Annotated in this window: 16 protein-coding genes; 7 read left to right on the top strand and 9 right to left on the bottom strand. The window is 44.1% G+C overall.

The genetic code is table 11. The annotated features are described in order from the left end of the window. Window positions 1-28: 28 nt before the first annotated feature. From CWI81_RS02970 to CWI81_RS02950, 5 genes are all read right to left on the bottom strand, one after another. Window positions 29-682 (bottom strand): hypothetical protein, encoded by a 654-nt coding sequence (locus tag CWI81_RS02970; protein WP_126783738.1) that lies wholly within the window; start codon window positions 680-682, stop codon window positions 29-31. A gap of 96 nt (window positions 683-778) precedes the next feature. Beyond that, entirely contained in the window at window positions 779-1,531 is a 753-nt protein-coding gene (locus CWI81_RS02965; RefSeq protein WP_126783737.1) for an endonuclease/exonuclease/phosphatase family protein, read from the bottom strand. A 79-nt stretch (window positions 1,532-1,610) separates the two neighbouring features. Further along, window positions 1,611-2,564, bottom strand: a complete 954-nt coding sequence (locus tag CWI81_RS02960; protein ID WP_241970329.1) for an alpha/beta hydrolase — start codon at window positions 2,562-2,564, stop codon at window positions 1,611-1,613. Window positions 2,565-2,662: 98 nt separating this feature from the next. Then, window positions 2,663-3,241, bottom strand: coding sequence for a hypothetical protein (locus CWI81_RS02955; protein WP_126783735.1), 579 nt, complete (start codon window positions 3,239-3,241; stop codon window positions 2,663-2,665). Window positions 3,242-3,280: 39 nt separating this feature from the next. Further along, a complete protein-coding gene (locus tag CWI81_RS02950) occupies window positions 3,281-3,799 on the bottom strand; it encodes a DUF1643 domain-containing protein (protein ID WP_157983289.1) in 519 nt (172 codons plus the stop codon). A gap of 503 nt (window positions 3,800-4,302) precedes the next feature. On the opposite strand from CWI81_RS02950, the gene CWI81_RS02945 reads away from it, so the two are divergent. The 4 genes from CWI81_RS02945 to CWI81_RS02930 all read left to right on the top strand — a co-directional run bounded on the left by CWI81_RS02945 (window position 4,303) and on the right by CWI81_RS02930 (window position 6,928). Next, window positions 4,303-4,848, top strand: coding sequence for a putative glycolipid-binding domain-containing protein (locus CWI81_RS02945; RefSeq protein ID WP_126783733.1), 546 nt, complete (start codon window positions 4,303-4,305; stop codon window positions 4,846-4,848). A gap of 246 nt (window positions 4,849-5,094) precedes the next feature. After that, window positions 5,095-5,679, top strand: a complete 585-nt coding sequence (locus CWI81_RS02940; RefSeq protein ID WP_241970328.1) for an alpha/beta fold hydrolase — start codon at window positions 5,095-5,097, stop codon at window positions 5,677-5,679. Continuing rightward, on the top strand, window positions 5,676-5,993 hold the full coding sequence (locus CWI81_RS02935; protein WP_126783731.1) for a hypothetical protein: 318 nt from the start codon (window positions 5,676-5,678) through the stop codon (window positions 5,991-5,993). Before CWI81_RS02940 ends, CWI81_RS02935 begins: the two co-directional genes overlap by 4 nt. 68 nt (window positions 5,994-6,061) lie before the next feature. Beyond that, entirely contained in the window at window positions 6,062-6,928 is an 867-nt protein-coding gene (locus CWI81_RS02930; RefSeq protein ID WP_126783730.1) for an AraC family transcriptional regulator, read from the top strand. 75 nt (window positions 6,929-7,003) lie between these two features. Here CWI81_RS02930 and CWI81_RS02925 read toward each other — a convergent pair whose 3' ends face one another. Next, window positions 7,004-7,615, bottom strand: a complete 612-nt coding sequence (locus CWI81_RS02925) for a tyrosine-type recombinase/integrase (protein ID WP_126783729.1) — start codon at window positions 7,613-7,615, stop codon at window positions 7,004-7,006. A 134-nt stretch (window positions 7,616-7,749) separates the two neighbouring features. On the opposite strand from CWI81_RS02925, the gene CWI81_RS12805 reads away from it, so the two are divergent. Together CWI81_RS12805 and CWI81_RS12800 are read left to right on the top strand one after the other, a co-directional pair. Further along, window positions 7,750-8,496 (top strand): hypothetical protein, encoded by a 747-nt coding sequence (locus tag CWI81_RS12805; protein WP_241970327.1) that lies wholly within the window; start codon window positions 7,750-7,752, stop codon window positions 8,494-8,496. A gap of 9 nt (window positions 8,497-8,505) precedes the next feature. Beyond that, window positions 8,506-9,516 carry a hypothetical protein gene (locus CWI81_RS12800; protein ID WP_241970326.1) on the top strand — a complete coding sequence of 337 codons (1,011 nt, stop codon included), beginning with the start codon at window positions 8,506-8,508 and terminating at the stop codon, window positions 9,514-9,516. Window positions 9,517-9,986: 470 nt separating this feature from the next. Here the strand turns inward: CWI81_RS12800 and CWI81_RS02915 are convergent, their stop codons facing one another. Then, window positions 9,987-11,630 carry a diacylglycerol kinase family protein gene (locus tag CWI81_RS02915; RefSeq protein ID WP_126783728.1) on the bottom strand — a complete coding sequence of 548 codons (1,644 nt, stop codon included), beginning with the start codon at window positions 11,628-11,630 and terminating at the stop codon, window positions 9,987-9,989. 98 nt (window positions 11,631-11,728) lie between these two features. On the opposite strand from CWI81_RS02915, the gene CWI81_RS02910 reads away from it, so the two are divergent. Then, a complete protein-coding gene (locus CWI81_RS02910) occupies window positions 11,729-13,084 on the top strand; it encodes an MBL fold metallo-hydrolase RNA specificity domain-containing protein (protein WP_126783727.1) in 1,356 nt (451 codons plus the stop codon). Here CWI81_RS02910 and CWI81_RS02905 read toward each other — a convergent pair. Next, complete coding sequence (locus tag CWI81_RS02905; protein WP_126783726.1) at window positions 13,041-14,039, bottom strand: Fic family protein; 999 nt, start codon at window positions 14,037-14,039, stop codon at window positions 13,041-13,043. The genes CWI81_RS02910 and CWI81_RS02905 overlap by 44 nt on opposite strands. A 19-nt stretch (window positions 14,040-14,058) precedes the next feature. Beyond that, window positions 14,059-16,134: a sensor domain-containing diguanylate cyclase gene (locus tag CWI81_RS02900; RefSeq protein WP_126783725.1), complete on the bottom strand. Its 2,076-nt coding sequence runs from the start codon at window positions 16,132-16,134 to the stop codon at window positions 14,059-14,061. Between the last annotated feature and the right edge of the window lie 5 nt (window positions 16,135-16,139).

Below are 16,139 nucleotides of genomic sequence, written 5' to 3'. Positions count from 1 at the left end.
CGCCGTAGGCGCGAAGATGATTGACTTGTTAAGCGCCTTGTAGCAGCGCACTGATTGTATTCCAGTTGTTTATTGCCAGCGAAATGCAAGCAGACAAAATAATACTAATTACAGCCCACTTTACCGTAGCCTTTACGCCTGACCGCCCCTCTTCCTGTACAGGCCGAATTATATTCTTGTATATATCTTCGTAGTTCGACGACACTGCACTAACACTTTGAAAGTGATGCCTGATTTCTTTAAGTGGTTTCTCTATGGGTTTTAAAAGTTCATTGCCACCAATATGGGCAGCAACCTCATCAAGCTTTGCCTGCGTGTCAGAGATCGTTTTTGATAACAACTTTGGATTGAATGTTAGTATTTCTGAAATTCGATTTTCTAGAGCGTCATGCTCTTCGTTGACGGACTCAATAAGGCCCGCCAGATATTCATGTGTATGGGATGAAACACCAGCCATGATAATTGGTTTAAAGCCATCCTCTCCGATTTCTTCATAGTGAATAACTCCGGCCTCATTAAGCTTATAGAGCAAACTGTCAATCCAATTTCCATTCCAAGCTATCTTTCCAATGTCTTCGCCTATATTAGTTTTTTCAAAGTCGACATTACCTTTTTCATCGGCATGCCTTATGAATGCCAACAAAAGCTTTATTTCCTGAAATTTTGATATGTTCTCGTTCATAGATACTCGGTAATGATTGATTGCGCTTAACGCCCGGCTCACGCGCCGGTTTGGAGCCGCGCAGCGGCGGAAAATCGGTCGCTGTGCAGCCGATTGTTAACTGTTGATGTCCAACGTCAACGGGACGTGGTCACTTATTGAAATCCACTCGTCGTGCTGACCAACCTGCAAATTACATTCTTCGGAAAAGTCTGACGAGGTAAAAACATAATCAATGTGATACGCCTTCTCGCGGTTCCGTTGCAAAAAAAATGTTGGACTGCTTTCACTACCCTGCTCTTCCTCGAATACTCGATGATACTGGCTCTTGAAACCCATATCTCCGAGCTCAGCAACTACGTCTGAGTGATTCCACCAGCTATCCGGCTTATCCCAACGCACATTGCTATTAAAATCGCCGAGAATGACTGTCTTTGACCCGCTAAGATCGTCACGGTGAATCTGAAGGTACTTCCAGAATTGCCCCATGTAGCCAAAGGCTTCTTCGTTACGCCCCTTCGTCCAGACAGCCAGCACAGTGAAATCTCTGTTGACAGTATAAGGGAGAAAAAGCCTGAGATCTTCCGTGCTCCAATTCAGCGTTTCACTTTTTCTGAACAGCCCAGGGACGGAAAAGCTGCCCCTCCAATCTAATTTTTCAACTCGATGACCGTTTCGGGGAAAAATTCCGATGCCACGATTTTTGGACTCACCCACCCACAAGTAAGAACCGGCCCACTCTCTATATTCGGGGGTCGATAGCGCAGGGTCTTCACACTCCTGAACCACCAAAACATCAGCTCGCAAGCTATCTGCTTCTGCAAGCTTTCGTCTGAGTGCTCCATTACAGTTCCAGGTTACAACTTTCATAGATAGAGACAGTTAACGTCTAAATAATAGGCAAATAACAGTTGGTTAAAATAAGCGACGAAGAAGCAAAAACCAACTGTTATTTGTCCTGATTAATTTGCTTGTTAGCTTTCTGGTTGCTGATCCATGCATAGACTGTCTCATTAACTTCTTGCATTATTGGAGAGCTACATGAATTGGCATAGCTTAAAATCGAAGGCTCTTCTTTTTGAAACCTAAGCATATGATCCATGCCCTCAACAATATAAGCATCAGCTTGGCTTGGGGATATTTCTGGTATTAAAAGTGTATCATCTGGATGGCACTGAAAATCCTTGCTGCCTCCAATCGCTAAAATCGGATGCTTGGTATTTTTCAAGAATGATTTAACGTCATAGTTAAACGTCTCTCGATAAAACTTAGTACTCACCCTAGAAAAAGAAATCCACATTCGCTTGGCTTTAGTTTTTTCAACCTTGTGCCTAAGCTTTGTCATGGTTCCTAATGGATCTTTAGTATATAGGAACATTCGGGCTAATATTCCTTTTAAACCTGTCATTTTGTTTAAATCTCGATTCAAAACTTCGGCGTTTTTAACTCCGTCCTCTTCAAAACTTCTTAGACTAGCGCATAACATCAATATACCAGCAAGGTTATGTCTTTTTGATGCGATCTCAGGAGCTAAAACAGCGCCTTCACTATGTCCAAGCAGGTAAATTTTATTTGAATCTATAGCATCTGTTTGCTCACTAATGAAATCTATTGCAGCACAGGCATCTTTAACCATTTCAGATAAGCCGGCAACTTTAAAATTCCCTTCACTTTTTCCACACCCTCTTTTGTCATAACGAAAAGAAGCAATTCCTTTATCCGCTAAAAATTCTGCAATGTATTTAAAGATTTGACTGTTAAAACCTGAGATGTTCCCATCTCGATCTTGTGCGCCACTACCATGAACCATGATGACACAGGATAACGGTGAATCACCTTTAGGAACTGTAAGCGTGCCTGAGAGGAAAATTCTATCCGATGGAAAAGTTACTTCTGAATGCAAACCAAACTCCTTTTGAAAGCTAACGACCGCCATAAGCGGCCGAGTGAAACGAGGTCCGGCGCACGAAGTGTGTGAACTTAATGGCTTGGTTATACATGTCAGAGATCTCCTGCTTGATGAATTACTTCAGACCAAGATTTACCTGAGTGCCAGTCGCTGTATTTTGCCATCATGGGTAGGTAATGCTCAGGAATATCTGATTCCGGCGCGCCACTGTACACATACGCCATGCCTTCTCTAAACCATTCCGGTTTCATCATGGTCGAAACTGCCCCAATTTCGGAAAACTGAAACCAATGAATCAATTCATGCTGAGTGATGTAACTTTGCCAAGACTCGGGAGCTATTACCGTACCAAGAAAAGGATATGAAATGGCCCGCTCACTGCCTCCTCCGAATGACTCGTAGCACTCTGCAGTAGAGCAGTAAATGAAGTTGGGGCTCGCGCTGAGAGAAATGCGTACAGCAGCTAGATTTGCTACGGCGGAGTCATACAGATCAGCTGCTTTATCTATTTTCTTGGGGTCCTCGACGCAAATTGCGCCGTTACATTGCATTCCATTTAAATTGGGTAAAAGCAACCTAATCGGCTTTGCATACGACCAAGCCAGTGCAGGTATTAGAACAACGACAAAAATCAAAGCTACCTTCTTAACCACATCGAGTCCTTTTTGCATAACGCCGCATTCAGCCGGCTTGTCCGCTGCAATACTTTGTTAGGCGAAGCGCTGTGCATAGACTGCTGTATCAAACTTTGAAAACGCCCATGAGTATGAAAGTCTAGACGGGTGTCGTGGATGTCCGTCGTTTCGAAGTTCACCATAATTAACCCAACTTCCATTCAAATCTTTAACTATCGAATCTAGTTCCTTAAAAGATTCCGCCAAGTACGAGCGCAAATCGATATCACCACCCCAAGCAGCCCAAAAAGTTGGATTTGACTCTAAACGCGCTAACATCACAATATGATCTAGGTTGCGTTTAAACTCTTCTTCATCTTTTGCAACTGGAAGCCCGTTTGGGTCTGTTGAGCGATGTGGATATAAATTAGCCATTACGAATCCATCAAAGCTATTATTACTCGCGACCTTTTCCACTTTAGCAACGGTTGTATCAGATTTTTCTTTGTTTGCGGTACTCGGATTCAGGCCAATTACAAATAACTTTTTAGATCCCTCTTTTCCAAGAATGTAACGGGATGTGTCTTCATCATTGCATTTATATAAATCGTACACTGTTTTTATTTCCTTGTGCGCCTAACATTTGTATATTGTGCGTGCGCATTTAGAAACTCGTCCAATTGATAGTTTTCGGTTCTTAACTTACTGATCAAGCAGGCACTCCTGACTTGAAAGAGCCCGAGTTAGCACAGGCAATTTGAGCATGCTCAGTTACACTCTACCGAGCGCACAATATCCAACCTTTATTTTTTGTTATGTCATTGACAGTAAACGACTTAAATACACAACACAACAACAAAACGCGCAATATTGCCGCAGTGAATGTGCCGTGCATCGCTAGTGACACCCACACTTACTAATGACGGGGCAGCTAGTCACTAGTTGAAGTAATTTGAAAGACAGAAGGTCCGCTGCTCGCTCAAAGCGGAATGAACTCTTGATGCTCATTAAAAGAATTTCATGCTTACCGATCGTGCCGTCCAAAAGGGCTAAACAAGCTAACATTGTCACATATACTGTTTTTATGTACAGTTCCTTTTTTAACGAAGGGGGAACCAATGAACTTTATTGCTGAAGCACGCTGGCGGAGTAAGGAATTAAACAGTACTGAAAACTGCCAGCTAATTCGTCAACAGAATCAGTGGCTCCTGAGAGGGGATGTAACTATCGTCGAATCGAGCAAATCTGTTCAATGGGTCTATCAAATTGTCTGCAGCAACAGTTGGCATACCCAAGAGGTTCGCCTTCAACAATCAACGATGTTCCCAATTACCTTTTCACGAACTAACGACGGGAAATGGTATAAAAACAGAGTTTATCTACCCTACCTTGACGGGGCTCATGATATCGATCTCGGATTTACTCCAGCGACTAATACGCTGCCGATTCGACGCCAACAACCTAAAATAAATGACACCATGGTTTGTCATGCAGCTTGGCTTCGGGAAAATGACTGCAGCATCCTTCCAGTTGAGCAATATTACACTCGGCTAGGAGATAATTTATATGAATATCATAACCCTACTAGCGGCTTTCGGACTCAACTTGAAGTCGACAAGCACGGCCTTGTGAAAGATTACGGTGATATCTGGTTTTCAGAATAAGGTGAATGGCCGCTTAGAGCGAATGGCGGACATTTAGTATAAACCGTAGTACAGTCACGAGTCGCCAAAAATCAAATCGTAAAGGACTATAATTTGAAACTCCTCACATTATTAGCAAGTTTACTTCTCAGCACCTCTAGCTTCGGAGGCGACAAGATTTACGATGAATCCAGGGACAGGCACATTCCGATAGAAGTCTCGCATCCTGTTGAAAAAGAACATTGCAACGAGACCGAGAAGTGCCCCGTGGCATTACTTAGCGCGGGCTACGGCGTATCACATACTAAATACACTTTTTTGTCCGATCAGCTAAACCAGCTGGGTTACATGGTGGTGGCTATTGGGCACGAGTTAGAGAACGATCCTCCGCTTTCGGTATCGGGTAATTTGTATGAAACTCGAAGTGAAAACTGGATGAGAGGTGCCGAAACACTGGACTTTATTAAACGCAGGCTGGCATCTACTTACCAAAACTATAACTTCAATGATTTGTTACTTATTGGTCATTCAAACGGTGGGGATATTTCCTCCTGGATTGCGAATGCCGGCAAGGATTATGTTGATACCTTGATCACGCTTGACCATCGTCGCGTTCCGCTTCCTAGAAGTGAGGATATTAAAGTCTTCTCAATTCGAGGTAGTGATTACCCTGCTGACGAGGGCGTATTACCTTCACCGGGAGAGGCTAAAGAGTACAGTACGTGCGTTAAAGAAATACCCGAGTCCCGTCACAACGACATGACTGATTACGGCCCTAACTGGCTTAAAGACGAAATTACTAACGTTATAGATGATTTTCTAAACGGCGCAGGCTGTCGAGTTGATTCATGATGAATACTAGCACGACAACTATTGCGGTATATGCGGGGTTAATTTCTGTTGTTATTGGCGCGGCAACATTTGCGTTGAGTTGGAATTTATACGACATGCTTTGTGGTCCTATGCCCGGCACCAAGGTGTTATTGTTTCCAGGGAATTTAACGCTGATATATGTTTGGCACCCACTTTTTACCGAAGAAATTAACTTTTGGCCTAAGCTCGCGCTTCAAATGTTCGGACAATTTTTTGTTGTTACGACTGTGGCGGTGCTATTTGTTGGTGTTGCTAAAAAGCTGCTGCGTCGAAAAAACTTCTCTCGGTACTGAGCAACCTTAGTCAAGATTATCCCTCCATTAAGTTTTAGTCTTAAATCGCTAAGGGGAGAATTATTTATATGTCGAACTATCAAGATCGGTTTGAGAAAGTTATTAGTCACATTGAGGCGAATCTGGATGCTGACCTTGATATTGATACGCTGTGCAAGCTTGCGCATTTGTCCAAGTATCACTTTCACAGGCAGTGTTCTGCATTCATGGGTATGTCAGTAATAAAACTAGTGCGGTTGCTTAGGCTCAAAAGGGCTGCTTATCAGTTGGCCTACAGAGATCATGAAAGAGTTCTGGATATAGCGCTGGCAAATGGCTACGAGAGTCATGAAGCCTTTTCTCGGGTGTTTAAAAAGCACTTTGATAAAAGTCCATCCGAATTCAGAAAGGCGGCTAATTGGACCCCTTGGCACGAGAAATATGAACCTATATTAATGCTAAGGAAAAATATTATGGATAACGGCACAAAATTTAACGTTGATATTAAAGCGTTTCCCGAAACGTTAATCGCGGTAATGGAACATCGCGGGGCGCCAAATTTATTGGGGGCTTCGCTACAAAAATTTATTGAATGGAGAAAGCTTAGTCATCTCCCACCCAGCAAAAGTAAGACGTTTAACTTGGTTTACGATGACCCGAATGTTACTGCACCAGAGGACTACCGACTCGATATAGCCTGCTCTGTCGATAAGCCTGTCGCCGCCAATGACTACGGCATAGTCAACAAAGTTATTCCTGCGGGACGATGCGCGGTGGTTAGGCATATTGGTAGCGACGACTCTATCGGTGTGATAGTAAGTTTTCTTTACACTCAATGGCTGCCAAAGGCTATGGTTGAAGTGCGGGATTTTCCTATTTACTTCGAGCGAGTCAGCTTTTTCCCGGATGTGCCAGAGAACGAAATGATAACCGATATTTATTTACCCATTGAGTAAAATACAGTTGTCGGCTAATTACTGACCCCGATCTGCTTTTGCCACAGAAGGGCTGCGAACGCAGCCCTACGAATCTTAAATCTCAATTGATTCCGATATCTCCAAAGCATCATCTACTTCAATGCCTAAATAACGGACCGTACTTTCCAGCTTTTTATGACCTAATAAAAGCTGGACTACTCTTAAGTTTTTTGTCTTTTTGTAAATCAAATATGGCTTAGTTCGTCGCATGGAATGTGTGCTGTAAAGCGCGGTATCAAGGTGCAGCTTTTCAATCCATCCATGAAAAATCCGGTTATATTGCCTGGTAGATATATGGTTTGAGCCGTTGACGCGCGACTTAAATAAGAAATCCGACTCGCTCAAATTGGCCTTCTTAATCCATGCTTGGATTGATTCGCCAGTATTTTGCGTAATTTCAAATTGAACCGGACTTCCTGTCTTCTGCTGGATAACGTGTGTTCGCTTCAAGATTGAACGACCACAAAAAACATCTGAGACTTTTAGTTTAACAAGGTCACAACCGCGTAGTTTACTGTCTAGGGCAAGGTTAAAAAGTGCGAGATCTCGTTTTCTGTCCTCAAGTTCGAGACGAATTCTAATTCCCCAGACTTGCGATATTTGAAGTGGTCTTTTCTGACCGATAATGCGATCTTTATTCCAAGGCGTTGGTATTTGGGCTGTCATAACTAATCTCCCGTGCTAAAGGAGGTTTAAGTATGGCAGCTACGAGCGATAAACAGACGTTGGACTCTCTGACCTTACAAGGTAATCTAGCTCGCACGGTTGGCATAATACACTGTTAGCAAGGAGGCAAGATAATGCCAGAAAGACTCAGATTGACTAAGAATGCACAATTTTACAGAGTTAATGAACCTGTAGAGGATGAATTGCTTAGAAAAATCCTCGACACTGCCTCTGATAACATGAATCCAGATAGTGGATTTATAATTGATCAATTTAGGCAGGAAAGAAATGTAGATGAGCTAAATTTAGGTTTTGTCTATTCAGTAAGGGTGTTTTCTTCTAGTAGACCAGTTTACTTCTTGGACGATGACTTCGAAGACACGGTTTATGCATTTATATTGATTATTGAGACTGGCGGCTACCTTGCTGTTCTTAAGAAAAGCTGTGGCAATATATTCGACTTGATGGATGAAAACTTTACTCTCGTCGGCAGTAAAGAGTTTTCATCTTCATTCTCTGATGATGATGTGGAATTTCAGAGATTGGCGCTTAGAAATATGACAGTTTCAGATCGAGCAATGAGATCAAGATCATATGAAGCGGCCGACTTAAAAGGATTGCTTTCGACTCATTCAGCAGGAAGATCAATTCCCTATTACTTTAAGCTCCGGCAAGGAGCCAAGACCAGGTCTATATCAGGAACTGGTCGGGTTGTTGAATCATCCAGTAGAGAAACAATCGACAATATCGCTGCATGGGTTTCGGAGCAGATCAATCTTATAGAAGCTCCTAGCAATACAAACTTCTTAGATGCTTTCGCAAGTAAAGTGGAGCTAAGTGAAGTCTTAACTATTTGCTCGCCTAATGCCATTCTTATATAGAGTTCCCCCTTGTTTGATCGTCTAAAGAAAGACGGTATCCAGCTAAAATATAAAACAAAAAAGGGTAAGGTCATCAGCGTTTCCAATCGCGTCTACAAAAATCTAGAATCTGCGCTAGAGAAGGTATATGAGATAGATTCAGATTTGAACGTCATCGGAGTTAATGATGGTTCTCGGATTCGAGCTAACAAGAAAAGTCTTACTTTATATTCGAAATATCTTGCAAAGTTGCGTGTGTCTGAAAACGGCAAGCTAATAACTCTTCAAAAGTATATTGTTAAGCATGGATTCTATAGTGTTACTTTTGACGACCCCAAATACATGTACTTTATGGGGGCGTGTTTCGAAGATTCTTCTGGAATTTCCGAGATCGACAACATCCTTGAGATTTTTCAACCAATAGAGTTAATGCCAGCGGTCAAATCGGAAAAAGGCAGTTTTACGGTAGAAAGCGAAAATTTTACAGCCGATTCGATGTTTGATGCCGTTGAAAAAATTCATGCTCAAGATGATTTTATATTCTGTGACGATTTAGGTGATGAGTGGGCTGATCACATAACATTTAATAAAGAAAAATCAAACATTTGCTTTATTCACTCGAAACATGGTGATCCCAGTACATCAGCTAGTAACTTACATGATGTCGTAGGCCAAGGGATTAAGAATCTTGGAAACATGTATTTCGATGCAAATGCTATGCTGTCAAAATTAGAAAAAACATTTAAGAAAGATTACAAGTCAGGAAAAGGCGTTCAGACAAAAATACCTAGGATACGGCAGGGCAACACTGATGATTTTGAACTGTATCTGGCTAACTTGCTTAAAGATTACAAGCTGAATCGTAGCTGCGTATTATGCTGTTCGTTTCTTTCTATCTCAGGTATTAAAGAAGAATTTAATAAAATAAAAGAAGAAGAACCTGTTAGAGGAAATATTGTCCAGCTATTATGGATTATTTCTTCCTTCGCGCATGCGGTCAAAGATATGAACGTAAGGCCAATAATATACTGCGCTAAGTAATACTTGCTAACAAGGCGCTACTGTCGGGCAAGTCTTTCTCTGCGCTACAAATTTGCCGAAGAGCGCGGCTTAAAAAGTCCGCTCTTGGCACTGAGCAGACTTCCAGACTGGTTGAACCGCAGAGAATTCCAAAGAAAATTGAGTCTAGCCTAAATGTATCCTATATAAGTAATGGCATTCTGCCATCTCATGAATTTGAGAAAGCTATTACTATAAGGATCTATCTAAATGAGCATAAAACCAGGACCGAAACCTCGGAAAGAGGACGGGACACGAGAAAAAAGGCGTCGTGTGACACCGGAAAACCAACCTAAGCACCCTCCTCTTAAGCCCCACAAACATGAAAAGTAGCAATGCCTTTGAATACATGACTTACCGCGTTAACAGCCGTGCATCTATCTTCAGCTCTTTAAATTAATTTCAGCGCCCAGCCTTTTTGTCGTTGTGATAGCTGCATTATAAACTCCTTTTTAATAGTCAATTCGCTCTGGTACCAATACCGTCAGCGCCTGCTTATCGACCGTTATCTCAAGCTCGTCGTGTTGCTGTGGCTCTCCGTCAACGGCGTATTTTAATGGTTGTTTATCGCGTCGCTGAATGTGGACCTTCGCGGCTTGCTGATAGCCGGTATTAATTCCTAAGTTGTCTTCGGTTAAGCCGGAGTACAATAATTCAATTAAACTGAATACATGCTTATTACCGCTTTCTTGCGGCTCGATCCAGGTCAGATCAAGCTGACCGTCGTCCATCATGGGGCTGCCATTGCCCTGTGCTAGCAAGGTTGTGATTGGTGCTGCGTTGGCAACAATTAAGCTACTGGTCTGCCAATTTTCTACCGGCTTATCATCCAGTGTTACCTGCAATTCCAGTACTTCGTTTTCGTTGCAGGCTCGCCAAAGTCCTTGCAAATAGGCCAACTGCCCTAATTTATTTTTCATTTGCCGATCGGCCTTTTCAATCATTTGCTGCTCAAATCCAATAGCCGCGCACAGCAACATCGTCTGCCCATTAACATTGCCCACATCGATAGCTCGGGTGCGGCCCTCAATAATAGTGTGGCAGGCCGCAGCAACGGGAGTAATTTTAGAACTCATTCCCCATAAGGCCTGGCTCAGCGAATTTGCTGTTCCCATCGGAATAATCGCCATCACTACGTTGGTGCCTTTTAATACGCTGGCGACCGCCGTTAGTGTGCCATCGCCGCCGCAGGCAATGACCAGCTGTGCGCCCTGCTCTACCGCATCTTTAGCAAGTTGTTCAGCACCGGTTTCTAACGAGGTTTCCATAACCTCAAGTTCAAAATAAGGCTCTAATGTTTGTTTAATTGCGGACTGCTCATGTTGCCATTTACCACCGCCCGATACGGGATTGGCGATGACCCAGGCACGTTTAGCCAGCAGTAACTGGTTATCGTTGGCAAACTGAGTCAGTTTTTTTCGCTGAACATCATTCAACCGAGCGACTTGCCGCTGTTGTTTAATTTTATTAAGTACCGAATCGATATTGTTGTCTGACGCTGTCGTTAATAAATAAACCGCAATCATAAAAACGGAACGGCCACGCCCCAACGCACAGTGCACCAGCACCTTTTTGCCTTGCTGATGCTGATTCTGTATCCATTGAATAGCCTGATGTATTTGTTGTTCAGACGGAGCTTTATGATCCAGTACCGGCACATTTAAATAAGCAATATCAGCGTTATCAGATGACCAGTCGAGCGCATCAAATTCGGCAGTAACATCCAGTATTGCCGTTATCTTTTCCGCTTTTAACTGTTCAATATCACCCGGAAATAGCCGCCGGCCGACGTACAGATCGTCAGTTATTGCATGCCAACCTGCTAAGCCGTCCTGGCGTCTGGCCCAGGCATTGTAAAGCTGCACGCCCAGTAAAAAAGGAACCAATAGCCAGCGTATGTAAGGCGGGATTTTACCGCTCTGGCGCTTTCTAAAAAGAATCGCCGTGTTCAGCCAATAAGCAGAGGCCACCATAGCCAGTGCCAAAAATGTCCAGCCGAACACCACCTTTAATGGCCACCCGGGTATTATAAAAGCAACGATAAGAGATAATATTGCAGCAGACAGGTAGTAACCCGGTATGTAATTTGCGCTCATTCAGTGGTTCCTTTCCTACAAAAATTTCCGCTTTGCCAGCTTGCTACAAAGCAACTGTCTGTGCCAACTTATCTCCTACACACAGCGGAGGTGACTTAGTGAACATTATCCATCACGGCGGCTTTAATCAAGTAACGGGCTCTTGTCATCAATTACAGCTATCGGCAACAGAGTCGTACCTAATCGATTGCGGGCTGATGCAGGGCGAGCAGCAATCTCAACCGCCTGAAGTCGATTTTTACAGCGCAGACATTAAGGCTCTATTAGTAACCCACTGTCACCTGGACCATGTCGGCCGAATTCCTTATTTATTGGCGGCCGGCTTTAAAGGCCCTATTGTGTGTACCCAGGCCACGGCGCGTTTGTTACCGCTGGTCATCGCTGATGCGATAAAGGTCGGGATTACCCGAAATGCTGAACTCATTGAAGGAGTTCTTAGCCAGCTGCAACAACAACTAATGCCGGTTGCCTACGATCAGTGGCTCGGTTTGTCTCAACACTTAAAAGTTCGCTTTAAAAATGCCGGACACATTATGGGGTCGGCTTTTATCGAATGCAGTATCGACGATCATCAACGCGTTGTTTTTTCGGGTGATATCGGTTGCCGCGGAACGCCGCTGTTGCCAGACCCGGACACTTTAGATGGTGCCGATTTATTGCTATTAGAAAGTACCTATGGTAATCGTCTGCACGAGTCGCGAAAGCACCGGCAACAGCGGTTAAAATCTATTATTAGCCGATGTATTGAAGATCGTGGCGCCGTGCTAATACCAGCTTTTAGTATCGGTCGTACTCAGGAACTGTTGTACGAGCTGGAAGCGATTTGGCACGAACTTGAAGTTGCCCAAACCCACAACTTTCCGGAGGTGGTAATCGACTCTCCGTTGGCAGCGGAATTTAACGAGGTCTATGGCGAACTGAGTCAGCTTTGGGATGAACAAGCAAAAGCCCGGCTTAAGGAGGGCCGTCACCCGTTAGATTTTAACCATTGTCATACAGTGCAACAGCACAGTACGCATTTAGAGCTGGTTAACCGTATTCGCTCCACCTCTGAGCCTGTCATCATCATCGCTGCTAGCGGAATGTGTTCAGGTGGTCGTATTGTCAATTATTTAAAAGCGCTACTACCGGACCGCCGCACCGACGTTCTTTTTGTTGGCTACCAGGCGAAAGGAACTGCAGGAAGAGATATTCAGAGGTACGGGCCAGAAGGTGGTTACGTCATACTGGGAGGCGAGCGGATCGATATTAAGGCTCAGATTCATACCCTTGGCGGTTACTCAGCTCATGCGGATCAACAGGAGCTACTGGATTTTATTGGCTCATCACAATCACCTGTTAAGCGCGTCCGTTTAATCCATGGTGAATACGATGCCCAGGCGCAACTGGCTGAGAAGATTTACCAGCGGTTTAGTATTCCGGTAGAGACAGCTGCTGGGTCGATTTACGAGTAACACGCCAGCGCCCAGCGCGCGCCGAGCCTTCTCGATCCAATAAGCCATCTCGTTTTAGCCGCGAGATATGCTTTTCAACGGCTCTTGCCGAAATCCCCAGTACCTCTGCCGCACGAGCAGCACTCCACTGTGGTTGCTGTTCAAGTAACAACAATAATTTTTCTCGTGTTGGCCTATTCTCCGAACCTTCAGGAAGCTCTAGTTCGGCGTTGAGCTGGGGGCTTTTATCCGAACTCTCGGTCACTTTTTGGTTCGGAGTACTCTCAATCATTTGTTCAACACAATGCTGGATTTGCTCCAACAGAAACGAAATGAAACGATTGCTGTCATTGTCACTAACGGATTTTTTTAACGTCGCATAATAGCTATGCTGTTGTTTAAGCAGCTGTTGTTCAAACGGGAGTATTAATAAAAACGGTTTCCATTGTTGTAACAGACCCGTAAACCAGAGTCGGCCCAAACAGCCATTGGCTTGAGCAAAAGGCTGAATAAACTCAAATTCGTATAGGAAGTTAACCGCTTGCAGCAACGGATGATGTTCATTATCGTTCAACGTCAGTAGCAGCTGACGCGTTAATTTAGCCGCTTGGTTGGCACCTGCCGTCATATGCACCAGTTTATTATCCCGATAAAACCCCATACCTGTACTACGATAACTCCCCGCTTGCGAAAAGTGATCCTGCAATAACTTGTTATGAGTGTTTTTAATATCCCTATCACTGGTTAAATTGGTATTTGCAATAGAGTGATACAACGATAATAAGCGTTGCTCTAAAGCAGGTTCCGTAAGGTTATCGAAGGCCAGGCTGGCTTGCCCTTTTTGCTCAAGCAACTCACTTTCAGAAAAGTCTGAATGACTACCTAGTAATGCTTCCCAATAGCCGATTTTTTCACAGACTTCCGCCAGCCGGCTTAGAATTGGCGAAACGGTGATTATTTGGTTGGATAAAGGCATCTATTAGGCTCCGGCGTTGCTAGTCAGCAGATTGAACTTGGTTGCGCCCTTGATCTTTTGCTTCATATAAAGCGCTATCCGCGTTTCGTACTAAATCATTACGCGTTTCACCATGGCTAAATTCTGCTAAACCAAAGCTTGCCGTGACCACACCGACCTTGTCAAACTCAATACTTTCTAATCGCTCACGCAAACGTTCAGCTAACTGCGTACTGTCAGATAACGTTGATTCTTTGGCAATGACCAGAAATTCCTCGCCGCCCCAGCGTCCCAATGAGTCAGAGGTTCTCATTTCAGCTGCTAATGCGCGACTAATGCCTTTCAATACGTCGTCACCAACCTCATGCCCATAGCTGTCATTAATGTCTTTAAAGTTATCAATATCAAAAATAATAACGCTGAGTGGATGGTCATGCCGTTCACTACGGGCAATCTCTTCATCCAGCGTCTGCTCCATGTGATATCGGTTCCACAATTGTGTTAAGGCATCTGTGTGGATTAAATGTTCTAGTCGGTCATTGGCCTTTTGCAACTGCTCGTTAAGTTGCTCAATCTGATAGGCCGAAGCACCAATTGCTAAATCTTCAGCGAGAGTTCGTGCGGCTTGTTTTTGCTCCGGCGTCCATTCAAATGAGCGCCCTTCTATTTGTTGCTGGAATTTATCAAACGACTGGCGCGGCGATAGCACCGTCTTGCCCTGGTATTCCTGAACCTCGGATTTTTCAGGACGCCCTGCCCAGTCGCGAACTTCGACAGCTTCATGTCGCAGTAGGATAAGCCAGCCATTAAGCTCTCTTTCATAGGGCATTGATACTGCAAGCATACCGCAGAATTTAGTGCCTTTTAAAAACTCCTTGCAGCTTGAGGCGCCTAACTCGCGGGTGGAATATAACCCGGTAACCCAATGGTTTTTCCTTAGCCAATTCGCCAGCTCCATTATATTTTTACGATCAGCCTTATCGCCCACTTGGCTCACTTCGTTACCGTGCACAAGCGCCACACAGTTAACATCGAAAAGATCCAACCACTGCTTGCCTTGGCTTGATAGTAATTGTTTTGGCGGCATGATCTCTTTATCGGGATCAAGCAATGCCTTACGGCTTTCCTCAACTGAATCAAAAAACCGTTGTGACTGATACTGTCTTTGCAACATTAGCCGTTGACTGGCCATTAGTACCAAAGAGTGTAAAGCATGTTGCTGGTAGGGTGTCGTCCGTGCAGGCTGAGTTCCGTGGCACGACAGTAGGCCCCAAAGTTTATTCTCATCGAAAATAGCGACCGATAGCGAGCGACATACGCCCATATTCTGCATGTAATTTGCGTGTATCGGAGAAACTGCTCGTAACGTTCCTGGGCTTAAATCGATTGCTTCCAGCGGGGTTTCTACATTAGGATTTTGTACCAACTGACTGGATTCTGCGTCGGCGGCCACTATTTTCCTCACCGCATTAGCGCTATACATTGCTCTTACTTGCGGAGGAATATCACTGGCTGGAAAGTGTTGTCCAAGATAACTATTCAAGGATGATTCTTTTAAGTGCTCGGCAACCACTTCACCATTCCAGTCAGCATCAAACTTATACACCAATGTTCGATCGTAGTTACTAATAGCAGCCGCACTTTTAACCAGTTGTTCGAGTGTTTGCCGTTCGCTTTTTACCTGTGTTAACTGATCAAACTGACGTCGGACCGTTGCGGTGAAATCACCCGCCAGTTGGACGTAAACAGGTTCTATTTCCAACACCAGCAGGTTATTTGCCTTGTAGACCGTGCAGAAGCAATGAGTGTTTTCAATTCCTGGCACTGCGACTTCGAAGTAATCTGTGTGTCTACCCTTAGTGAGCCTTTTAAACGACCGTTTTAGCAAACCCAGCATCTTTTCCGGCGCCCATTGCTCAAGGGGCTGAGAAAAAATTTGGGAAAGCTCACAGTCAAAAAAGGAGACGCTACTTTTGCTGGCAACAATCACGTTTTTCAGTTTGTGATCGAGCGCCAGCAAGGCTCCGTGCGGTTGCACAGCACCTGGGATATGTATTGGCTCTTTGGCACAGTTCTCCATGGCTTCTGAAAGGTCAAACTGTTGCTCAGTATTCAAACGTA

The organism is Idiomarina seosinensis, from assembly GCF_003987275.1.
GTDB classification, from domain to species: domain Bacteria; phylum Pseudomonadota; class Gammaproteobacteria; order Enterobacterales; family Alteromonadaceae; genus Idiomarina; species Idiomarina seosinensis.
This window is presented reverse-complemented; position numbering and strand designations above follow the sequence as displayed.

What these genes read in the sequence shown, in the direction of transcription:
- CWI81_RS02945 (WP_126783733.1), top strand. Translation starts at nt 4,303, where the DNA reads ATGAACTTTATTGCTGAAGCACGCTGGCGGAGTAAGGAATTAAACAGT.
- CWI81_RS02970 (WP_126783738.1), bottom strand. Translation starts at nt 682, where the DNA reads ATGAACGAGAACATATCAAAATTTCAGGAAATAAAGCTTTTGTTGGCA.
- CWI81_RS02925 (WP_126783729.1), bottom strand. Translation starts at nt 7,615, where the DNA reads ATGACAGCCCAAATACCAACGCCTTGGAATAAAGATCGCATTATCGGT.
- CWI81_RS12805 (WP_241970327.1), top strand. Translation starts at nt 7,750, where the DNA reads ATGCCAGAAAGACTCAGATTGACTAAGAATGCACAATTTTACAGAGTT.
- CWI81_RS02965 (WP_126783737.1), bottom strand. Translation starts at nt 1,531, where the DNA reads ATGAAAGTTGTAACCTGGAACTGTAATGGAGCACTCAGACGAAAGCTT.
- CWI81_RS02935 (WP_126783731.1), top strand. Translation starts at nt 5,676, where the DNA reads ATGATGAATACTAGCACGACAACTATTGCGGTATATGCGGGGTTAATT.
- CWI81_RS02915 (WP_126783728.1), bottom strand. Translation starts at nt 11,630, where the DNA reads ATGAGCGCAAATTACATACCGGGTTACTACCTGTCTGCTGCAATATTA.
- CWI81_RS02905 (WP_126783726.1), bottom strand. Translation starts at nt 14,039, where the DNA reads ATGCCTTTATCCAACCAAATAATCACCGTTTCGCCAATTCTAAGCCGG.
- CWI81_RS02930 (WP_126783730.1), top strand. Translation starts at nt 6,062, where the DNA reads ATGTCGAACTATCAAGATCGGTTTGAGAAAGTTATTAGTCACATTGAG.
- CWI81_RS02955 (WP_126783735.1), bottom strand. Translation starts at nt 3,241, where the DNA reads ATGCAAAAAGGACTCGATGTGGTTAAGAAGGTAGCTTTGATTTTTGTC.